Below are 1,348 nucleotides of genomic sequence, written 5' to 3'. Positions count from 1 at the left end.
GTGGGCCCGGGCCTACTACGACCTGCAGCGAGAGCGCGGCAAGTCGCACCACGCCGCCATACGTGCGCTGGCTTTCAAGTGGATCCGCATCATCTACCACTGCTGGAAAGAGCACATTCCGTACGACGAGGCGCGCTACATTCAATCGCTCTGGGCACGCCGCTCACCCCTGGTGAAGCGACTCGGCGTCCCGGCACCGGCCTGAACGAAGGCGGTCCGCCACATACGCAACCGTTGACGGACCACCTCAGATGTCTCTGTACTCTGACCTCTGTTTCCTGTAGTCCGACTTGAAGTGAGGTGTTTTGCCGGATTTGGTATGAGGGGGAGGAACCCGAACGGCCTCCGGTGGCTGGGCCTCGCGCGACCCGACAAAGATCCTTGGGTCGCGCGCAAGCTCTTGTGGGCATGATGGTTCAGGCGTGTGCTCCCTCAGGATGACAGTGTACTTCTGGAGGAACAGCTGAGGTTTCTCAACACCAGTTTGACAGTGCGCCCCCGTTATCCATCCACACCAAAAAAGAGACGGCCCGCATGCGCGAGCCGTCTCTTTGTCCGCCGCTGCTTGAAGCCTCAGGCCAGGACCTGCTCCACGGGCGTGTACGGCAGGTCGAACGCCTCGGCCACGCCGGGATACGTCACCTTGCCGTTCACCACGTTCAGCCCCAGCGCCAGCGCCGGATCGGCGCGGCAGGCTTCCTTCCAACCCAGACGGGCAAGCCGCTGCGCGTACGGGAAGGTGGCGTTGGTCAGCGCCAGCGTGCTGGTGCGCGGCACGCCGCCGGGCATGTTGGCCACGCCGTAGTGGATCACCCCGTCGATCTCGTAGATGGGGTCCTCGTGCGTGGTGGGGCGGATGGTCTCCACGCAGCCACCCTGATCCACCGCCACGTCCACGATCACGGCCCCGTTCTTCATGTTCTTGAGGTCCGCGCGCTTGATGAGCTTGGGGGCCTTGGCGCCCGGCAGCAGCACCGCGCCGACGACCAGGTCGGCCGCCTCGACGCGCTCCATCAGGTTGTGCCGGTTGCTGTAGATCATCTCCACGTTGGCGGGCATCACGTCGCTCAGGTAGCGCAGGCGCTCCAGCGAAGTGTCCAGAATGGTGACGCGGGCGCCCAGGCCGGCCGCCATCTTGGCCGCGTTGGTGCCCACCACGCCGCCGCCGATGATCACCACCTCGGCCGGGGCCACACCCGGCACGCCGCCCAGCAGCATGCCGCGGCCGCCGTAGAACTTCTCCAGGTACTTGGCGCCGGCCTGGATGGCCATCCGCCCCGCGACCTCGGACATGGGCGTGAGCAGGGGCAGCTCGCCGGTGGGCAGCTGCACCGTCTCGTACGCCACG

At 66.1% G+C, this 1,348-nt stretch carries 1 protein-coding gene and 1 pseudogene; one reads left to right on the top strand and one right to left on the bottom strand.

The genetic code is table 11. The features are described 5' to 3' along the window. Positions 1–205, top strand: a pseudogene (locus tag ACOJUJ_RS16015) (IS110 family transposase); the annotation flags it as partial. A gap of 368 nt (positions 206–573) precedes the next feature. On the opposite strand, the gene ACOJUJ_RS16010 reads toward ACOJUJ_RS16015, so the two are convergent. Next, positions 574–1,348: alanine dehydrogenase (locus tag ACOJUJ_RS16010; RefSeq protein ID WP_420127899.1), on the bottom strand; the 775-nt coding region annotated here is incomplete at its 5' end.

The sequence above is a fragment of the Longimicrobium sp. genome, from assembly GCF_048594345.1.
Lineage (GTDB): Bacteria > Gemmatimonadota > Gemmatimonadetes > Longimicrobiales > Longimicrobiaceae > Longimicrobium.
Note: the sequence above shows the minus strand (reverse complement) of the source record. Positions and strands in the feature narration are given on the sequence as shown.